Source organism: Phenylobacterium sp., assembly GCF_031425575.1.
GTDB lineage: Bacteria > Pseudomonadota > Alphaproteobacteria > Caulobacterales > Caulobacteraceae > Phenylobacterium.
Genome location: NZ_JANPJP010000291.1, coordinates 1 through 7,519, shown reverse-complemented (window position 1 = coordinate 7,519; position 7,519 = coordinate 1). Strand labels below are relative to the sequence as shown.

9 protein-coding genes are annotated in these 7,519 nt (G+C 67.6%); 5 read left to right on the top strand and 4 right to left on the bottom strand.

Annotated features, from left to right (window positions below; translation table 11 throughout):
- Positions 1-187: 187 nt before the first annotated feature.
- Positions 188-826: a glutathione S-transferase gene (locus RMO97_RS16305; RefSeq protein ID WP_310542082.1), complete on the bottom strand. Its 639-nt coding sequence runs from the start codon at positions 824-826 to the stop codon at positions 188-190.
- 65 nt (positions 827-891) lie between these two features.
- Here RMO97_RS16305 and RMO97_RS16300 point away from each other — a divergent pair, with 65 nt between their 5' ends.
- Entirely contained in the window at positions 892-2,535 is a 1,644-nt protein-coding gene (locus RMO97_RS16300; protein WP_310542081.1) for an acyl-CoA dehydrogenase family protein, read from the top strand.
- A 1-nt stretch (position 2,536) separates the two neighbouring features.
- On the opposite strand, the gene RMO97_RS16295 is transcribed toward RMO97_RS16300, so the two are convergent.
- Together RMO97_RS16295 and RMO97_RS16290 are read right to left on the bottom strand one after the other, a co-directional pair.
- Positions 2,537-3,142: a TetR/AcrR family transcriptional regulator gene (locus RMO97_RS16295; RefSeq protein WP_310542080.1), complete on the bottom strand. Its 606-nt coding sequence runs from the start codon at positions 3,140-3,142 to the stop codon at positions 2,537-2,539.
- Positions 3,143-3,260: 118 nt separating this feature from the next.
- Positions 3,261-3,914, bottom strand: coding sequence for a TetR/AcrR family transcriptional regulator (locus tag RMO97_RS16290; RefSeq protein WP_310542079.1), 654 nt, complete (start codon positions 3,912-3,914; stop codon positions 3,261-3,263).
- A 507-nt stretch (positions 3,915-4,421) separates the two neighbouring features.
- Here RMO97_RS16290 and RMO97_RS16285 point away from each other — a divergent pair.
- Both RMO97_RS16285 and RMO97_RS16280 read left to right on the top strand, forming a co-directional pair.
- Positions 4,422-4,622, top strand: coding sequence for a twin transmembrane helix small protein (locus tag RMO97_RS16285; RefSeq protein ID WP_310542078.1), 201 nt, complete (start codon positions 4,422-4,424; stop codon positions 4,620-4,622).
- Between the two features lie 3 nt (positions 4,623-4,625).
- A complete protein-coding gene (locus RMO97_RS16280; protein ID WP_310542077.1) occupies positions 4,626-5,195 on the top strand; it encodes a cob(I)yrinic acid a,c-diamide adenosyltransferase in 570 nt (189 codons plus the stop codon).
- An 8-nt stretch (positions 5,196-5,203) separates the two neighbouring features.
- Here RMO97_RS16280 and RMO97_RS16275 read toward each other — a convergent pair whose 3' ends face one another.
- On the bottom strand, positions 5,204-5,467 hold the full coding sequence (locus tag RMO97_RS16275) for a hypothetical protein (RefSeq protein WP_310542076.1): 264 nt from the start codon (positions 5,465-5,467) through the stop codon (positions 5,204-5,206).
- Positions 5,468-5,616: 149 nt separating this feature from the next.
- Here RMO97_RS16275 and RMO97_RS16270 point away from each other — a divergent pair, with 149 nt between their 5' ends.
- Together RMO97_RS16270 and RMO97_RS16265 are read left to right on the top strand one after the other, a co-directional pair.
- On the top strand, positions 5,617-6,363 hold the full coding sequence (locus RMO97_RS16270; protein WP_310542075.1) for an electron transfer flavoprotein subunit beta/FixA family protein: 747 nt from the start codon (positions 5,617-5,619) through the stop codon (positions 6,361-6,363).
- A complete protein-coding gene (locus tag RMO97_RS16265; RefSeq protein WP_310542074.1) occupies positions 6,363-7,307 on the top strand; it encodes an electron transfer flavoprotein subunit alpha/FixB family protein in 945 nt (314 codons plus the stop codon). The genes RMO97_RS16270 and RMO97_RS16265 overlap by 1 nt, the downstream gene beginning before the upstream one ends.
- The last annotated feature ends 212 nt before the right edge of the window (positions 7,308-7,519 follow it).

Sequence of the window (7,519 nt, the reverse complement as noted above, 5' to 3'; positions counted from 1 at the left end):
GTTAGGTGATGCCGATCCTTCTCCCCTTGTGGGAGAAGGGGGCCGTGCGGAGCAGGGTCGGATGTGGGGTCGGTAGGCCTCTCGGATTAGGACGGTCGGGTAGGTACGGCGGGGGGAGCGTGACCCCTCATCCGACCGGTCTCCGACCGGCCACCTTCTCCCGCAAAGGGAGAAGGCCCGCTTGTTCCTAAGCCTTGGCGCGGGGGCCCATGTTGTAGGGGCCGCCCTTCTGGAGGGCGGCCTGATAGGCCGGGCGGGCCTGGAAGCGTTCCAGCCAGGCGGCGATATTGGGATAGGTCGCCAGCCGGCCAAAGGCGCCGGTGACCTCGCCCACGAAGCTCATCTGGACATCCGCGCCCGAGAACTCCGAACCCATGATCCAGTCCTTGCCTGCCAGGGCGCCGTCGACATAGCCGAGATGGTTGGCGATCTCGCTCTCCAGGCGCGGATGCAGCGGCGCGCCGGCCTCGCCGAGGCGGCCGACATACATGAACAGCATCAGGGGCAGCATGGCCGAGCCCTCGGAATAGTGCAGCCACTGCTGGTACTCATCGTAGGCCGGCGTCGAGGGATCGGGCTGCAGCCTGCCGCCGGCATGGCGGCGGATGATGTAGTCGATGATCGCGCCGCTCTCGATGACCGTCATGTCGCCGTCGGTGACCACAGGGGATTTGCCCAACGGGTGGACGGCTTTCAGTTCGGCCGGCGCCAAGCGGGTGGTGGCGTCGCGGGCGTAGTGCTTGATCTCGTAGGGAAGCTTCAGCTCCTCCAGCAGCCAGAGAATGCGCTGCGAGCGCGAGTCGTTGAGGTGGTGGACGACGATCATGGCGCTCTCCTGAAATGCTTTACGACGTATAGGCTCACCTTGCGGCGGGCGCCTATAGTCGGCGGATGTCTAACTTGATCCTGCCTCGACTGACTGATCTCCTGGCCCAGGCTGCAGACGCCGCCGAGGCCGTCGTGGGCGAGGCCAAGGCCGCCGTCGCAGCCCTGGTCACCCGCGACGGCCGGCTGGACCGCGCGGCCATCGACGCCCAGCAGCACGTGGCCCACGGCCTGGCCTGGGCGGCTGCCTATGCCGAGACCCTGCGCCAGACCGCGGTCTGGGCGCGCGACCTGGAGGGGGATTTCGGCGAGGCCGAGGCCCTGCCCGCCCAGCTGCTGGCCTTCGAGTATCTGAGCCAGCTGGCGGGCGGCATTCCCATGAACCAGGGGGAGATGTTCCGGCTGAGCGACCTGGGCCTGCTGGACGACCGCCTGCGTCCGGTGATCGACCGCCTGCGCCCCGGCGGCGCCCAAGACGTGAAGAGCCGCATCGTCGAGCTGCTGGAGGCTGCGCGGGGCCGCCCGTCCCTAGAGGCCAGCGGCCTGGACACCACCCTCGACATGATCCGCGACCAGTTCCAGGCGTTCGCGGCCGAGAAAATCACCCCCCACGCCCACGGCTGGCACCTGCGCGACGAGCTGATCCCGCTGGAGTTGCTGCAGGAGCTGGCTGAGCTGGGGGTCTTCGGCCTGACCGCGCCGGAGGAATATGGCGGCTCGGGCCTGGGCAAGATCGCCATGTGCGTGGTGTCGGAGGCCCTGTCGCGGGGCTGGATCGGGACCGGGTCCCTGGCCACCCGCTCGGAGATCGCCGCCGAACTGCTGCTCGCCCACGGGACCGACGACCAGAAGGCCCGTCTGCTGCCCGGCATCGCCTCCGGCGCCATCATTCCCACCGCCGTCTTCACTGAGCCGGAGTCGGGATCGGACCTCGGAAGCCTGCGCAGCCGGGCGGTGCGAGACGGCGAGGTATGGCGGGTCAGCGGCGCCAAGACCTGGATCACCCATGCGGCCCGAGCCGACCTGATGACCCTGCTGGTGCGCACCGATCCGGCGAGCAAGGACCATCGCGGCCTCTCCATGCTGCTGGCGGAAAAGCCGCGCGGGACCAAGGCCGAGCCGTTCCCGGCTGCCGGCATGAGCGGCGGCGAGATTGCGGTGATCGGCTATCGGGGCATGAAGGAGTACGAACTGGCCTTCGACGGCTTCGAGGTTTCGCAGGCCAACCTGCTGGGCGGCGTCGAGGGCCAGGGCTTTTCGCAGCTGATGGCCACCTTCGAGAGCGCTCGCATCCAGACCGCGGCCCGCGCCATCGGGGTCGGACAGGCGGCCCTCGACATCGCCCTGGACTACGCCCTGGCGCGCAAGCAGTTCGGCCAGCCGATCGCCGACTTCCCCCGCGTGGCCAACAAGCTGGCCATGATGGCCGCCGAGCTGCTGGGGGCGCGGCGGCTGGCCTGGTTCGCGGCGCGGGCCAAGGACGAGGGCCGACGCTGCGACCTGGAGGCCGGGATGGCGAAGCTCGTGGCCGCCCGGGTGGCCTGGGCCGCCGCCGACAACGCCGTGCAGATCCACGGCGGGACGGGCTTTGCGGTGGAGCAGCCGGTGAGTCGCCTGCTGGCCGACGCCCGCATCCTCAACATCTTCGAAGGCGCCGGCGAGATCCAGGCCCAGGTGATCGCCAGACGGCTTCTCGAGGGCGGCAACTGAGTTACGGCCTGGGCGCGAAGCCCTGGCTGATCAGGCCGATGTGGCGGTCGAAGACGGCGCTCATGGCCTCGGCGTCGCTGTCGTTCCAGGCGGCCAGGCGGTAGGTCCAGGCGTAGGAGGCCATCAGGGTGTCCACAGCGATCTCGAGGTCGGTCGCCGGGTCGACATCGCCGCGGGCGACCCCTTCGGCCAGGCAGTCCTTCACCACCTGCTTGAGGTGCGGGTTGCGTCCGAACGGACGGGACGCCGGTTCCAGGGTCCAGTCATAGGCCGCCGCGATATGGGCCAGGAACAGCTTCGTACGACGGGTCTCGAAGGCGTAGTGGATGGCGAACATCGACCGCAGACGATCGGCGGTCGAGCCGCGCAGATGCGGCACGACGCGGTCAAGCTCCGCATAGAGGGCGTCCAGCCGGTCGGCCATGACCTGGCTGAGGATGTCGCCCTTCGAGGAGAAGGTGGTGAACACGCTGCCCACCGAAACCTCGGCGACGCGGGCGATCTCGCGGACCGTGGTCTCTTCATAGCCCCGCGTCTCAAAGAGATCGCGCGCCGCGTCGAGCACACGTTTGCGCGTGGCCTCCTTCTGAGACTGTCTGACGCTCAAACGGTTTCCCCCTTGACGCCGCATCGCGAACGCGCGGCTTTACCCAAGGTTAGGGTGAAACCTCAGACCGCGACGCCCCGCTCAATCGGGCGCGACAATACGTCGCACCCGACTCGGGTCAACCGCGGCGGGCGCCGGCGAGGATGACGCGGATCTGGTCCTTCGCCTTGGCCTGCAGCGCGTCGATGCTCCAGCCCAGGAAGATCGCCTCCGGGTAGTTGGCCAGGTAGCAGTCGAACAGCATCTGGGTGCGGAGTTTGACCTCGGCCTCCTGGCTGAGTTCGCCGCGCTCCACGCCGGCCAGCAGCTGTTCGCTGATCAGATCGTGCAGGGCCAGAACCGGCGCCATGTTGCGAAGCTCCGGGCCCTGGTCCGGGGTCCAGGAGATCGAGAAGGCGGCGCGGGCCAGGGGCAGCTGGGTCTTATAGAAGGCGTAGCCGGCGCAGAAGGCCTTCAGCAGGCAGTCGTCCACGGCGCGGCCCCGGTGAGCGGCCTCGCGCATGACCTCGGCCAGGGACGCCATGTCCACGAGCATGATCTCGCGGAACAGGTCCGACTTGTCGGTGAAGTTGGCGAACACCGCGCCGGTGGACATGCCGGCGGCCGCCGCGATGTCGCGGATAGTGGCGCCTTCATAGCCCTCTTCCGAGAACAGTCGGCGCGCGGCGGCCAGCACCTTGGCGCGTGTCTGCTGCTTGGCCAGGGCGCGCCGCGTGGGCACGCGGACTTCGGCTTCCTGGGCGCCGTGGAGGGTGACGGGGTCGTGTTTCATGATGTGCGTTCAGCCTGGGGAGGGCCGCCTTCGCGTGTTGTTCAATCCGTACACAAACTCTTCGACCTGACGACTTCAGCCCGACATGAATCCGCACGGGCTGACGCCCGCCTGGAAATGTCGCGCTGACGAGCGGTCAGCCCGCACTACAACTGCAGAAATCGGACGCGGGGAGACGTCCAGGCCATGAGCCCGGTCGGGCCATATGGCGTTTCATCGTTCTCTAACCCGATCGCCGCGGCGCGTCCAAGCGAAAGGGTCAAATTTTTGATCAAGTTCAGCTAACTCGTTCCGCGATACGAGAGTTGAGTGGGATTTAGCTCATAGGTTGAGGCAAGACTGTGTGGCGCAGCGTCGCATCCGCCATTTTTGGGCGATTATTATCGTTGCAGGTCAGAGACATGGCGGGACGACATATCCGGGATCAGTGAGCGCGCTCGCGTAACAATGTTCCAACGCGCGATTCGGCGGGTGGTTTCACGGGGCGGCCCGACTTAGATTGCACCCATGGAACGCGCATTTGACATCCTCATCCCTCTCGCCCTGCTGGCGGTGACGGTCACCCTCTTCATCGGCCTCTTCGCCTTGTTCCGCGGGGGCGAATTCGGACGGACCTATTCCAACAGGCTGATGCGGCTGAGGGTGCTGCTGCAGGCGATCGCCGTGGCCCTTCTGGTGGCCGCGGTCTGGTGGCGGCGCCAGGCCTAGGCGATGGTCACGCTCAACAGGATCTATACGCGGACCGGCGACAAGGGCGCGACCCGCCTGGCGACGGGCGCCACCGTCAGCAAGGCCTCCTTGCGGGTGGAGACCTATGGAGCGGTGGACGAGGCCAACGCCTGTATCGGCCTGGCCCGCCTGCACACCACCGGTGAGTTCGACCTGATGCTGGAGCGCATCCAGAACGAGCTGTTCGACCTGGGCGCCGATCTCTCGACGCCGGCCAAGGCCGACGAGGCCCAGGGCGAGATGCTGCGCATCCTCGACAGCCAGGTGGCGCGGATCGAGAGCGAGATCGACGCCCTGAACGCCGACCTGCCGGCGCTCGCCTCCTTCGTCCTGCCTGGCGGGACCCCGGCGGCGGCGGCCCTGCACCAGGCGCGGACGGTGGCGCGACGCGCCGAGCGGGTCGCCGTGGCCCTGATGGAATCTGGGGAACAGGTCTCCGGTCCCGCCTTCCGCTATCTTAACCGGCTGTCAGACCTGCTGTTCGTGGCGGCGCGCCACGCCAACGACGGCGGCAGGGCCGATGTCTTCTGGAAGTCCGGCGCCACGCGTTGACCGCAGGGCTATTGGGCCGAGGCGGCCTTCACCTTGGCCGCGTGTTCCTTGGCGGCCTTGCGCTGTTCGGGCGTGTCGATCACCCGGCCGGTGATGTCGGAGATCAGCACCGGACGGGCGCAGGTCCGGCCGCGCCAGTCCCACCAGTCGCCGCGGGCCTCGCAGGCCTGGCCGGGCATGGCCCATCCTACCTGATAGACCGTGACCGCCACGAGGGAGAGGGCGAAGACGCCCACGAAAATCAACATCAGGCGCTTGATCGTTCGGTTCATGATCTTCGTCTTGCAGGAGTTTCGAGCAGGCTGGGGGCCCGTTCCGTCAAAATTGCGGCGCAGTGTGTCAGGCGTCGGCTTGCATTGCGCGTCGGAACCGTTATGCCCCAACCGTTCAATTTTTAGCAATTTGAGGCGTTAGCGAAGCCATGAAGGTGCTCGTCCCCGTAAAGCGGGTGATCGACTACAACGTCAAGGCCCGGGTCAAAGCCGACCAGACCGGTGTGGACCTTGCCAATGTGAAGATGTCCATGAACCCCTTCTGCGAGATCGCGGTCGAAGAGGCCGTGCGCCAGAAGGAAAAGGGCGTCGCCACGGAAGTGGTGGCCGTGTCCATCGGTCCGATCCAGGCGCAGGAAACCCTGCGCACGGCTCTGGCCATGGGCGCCGACCGCGCGATCCTGATCCAGACCGACCAGGACCCTGAGCCCCTGGCCGTCGCCAAGCTGCTCGCCGCCATCATCGGCGAAGAGAGCCCCGACGTCGTGATCATGGGCAAGCAGGCCATCGACGGCGACAACAACGCCACCGGCCAGATGCTGGCGGCGCTGCTGGACTGGCCCCAGGCGACCTTCGCCAACTCGGTCGAGCTCAATGCGGGCGACGCCAAGGTGGGCCGTGAGGTCGACGGCGGCATCCAGACCATCGACGTGACCCTGCCGGCGATCATCACCGCCGACCTGCGTCTCAACGAGCCGCGCTACGCCTCGCTGCCCAACATCATGAAGGCCAAGAAGAAGCCGCTGGACGTGAAGGACGCCGCCTCGCTCGGCGTCGACACCGCGCCGCGCCTCAAGGTCGTGAAGGTCACCGAACCGCCCAAGCGCGTCGGCGGCATCAAGGTGGAAAACGCCACCGACCTGGTCACCAACCTCAAGACCGCGGGGGTGCTCTAATGGCCGTTCTCGTTATCGCCGATCATGACAACGCGTCCCTCAAGGACAGCACCCACAAGACCGTGACCGCAGCCCTCGCGCTGTCGTCCGACGTCGACATCCTGGTGGCCGGTTCCGGCGCCAAGGCCGTCGCCGAGGCCGCCGGCAAGATCGCCGGCGTCCGCAAGGTGCTGCTGGCCGAAAGCGACGCCCTGGGTCAGGGCCTGGCCGAAGCCGTCACCGCGGTCGTCGTCCCCTTGATGAGCGGCTACGACGCCGTCCTGACGCCGGCCACCTCGCAGGGCAAGAACTACAGCCCCCGCATCGCGGCCAAGCTGGACGTCGCCCAGATCTCGGAAATCGTCGAAGTGATCGACGCCTCCACCTTCGTGCGGCCGATCTATGCCGGCAACGCGCTGGAGACCGTTCAGTCCTCCGACGCCAAGAAGGTGATCACCGTCCGCGCCACCGCCTTCAAGGCGGCCGGTGAGGGCGGCTCGGCCTCGGTCGAGAGCACGGGCGCCGGCGACGGCGCGCCCAAGACCAAGTTCGTGGACCAGCAGCTGGTGAAGTCGGCCCGTCCCGAACTCGCCGGCGCCAAGATCGTCGTCTCCGGCGGTCGGGCGATGGGCTCGGCCGAGGAATTCCAGCGGGTCATCGACCCCCTGGCCGACAAGCTCGGGGCCGCCATCGGCGCCTCGCGCGCGGCGGTCGATGCGGGCTACGCCCCCAACGACTACCAGGTCGGCCAGACCGGCAAGGTGGTGGCCCCGGAACTGTATGTCGCCATCGGCATCTCCGGCGCCATCCAGCACCTCGCCGGGATGAAGGACTCCAAGATCATCGTGGCGATCAACAAGGACGCCGACGCGCCGATCTTCCAGGTCGCCGACTTCGGTCTGGTGGCCGACTATAAGACCGCCGTGCCGGAACTGATGGACGCCCTGGCCGCCGCCGGGAAGTAACCCGACCGACCAAGACCGATACGATCAGGGGCGGTTCCGCGAGGAACCGCCCCTTTTCGTTGCGCCTCGGCGGGCCCGATCGCGGCGTCCGCGCCACAGTCGCCGGGCCTCCTCGCGCTGCGCCGCAGCAAAAGCCTTGGCGGCGCCGCACATCGGCATGTTAGAAACTCGTCACAAGCCGTGGCGGACAGGGATACCGCCCGGCATGATCG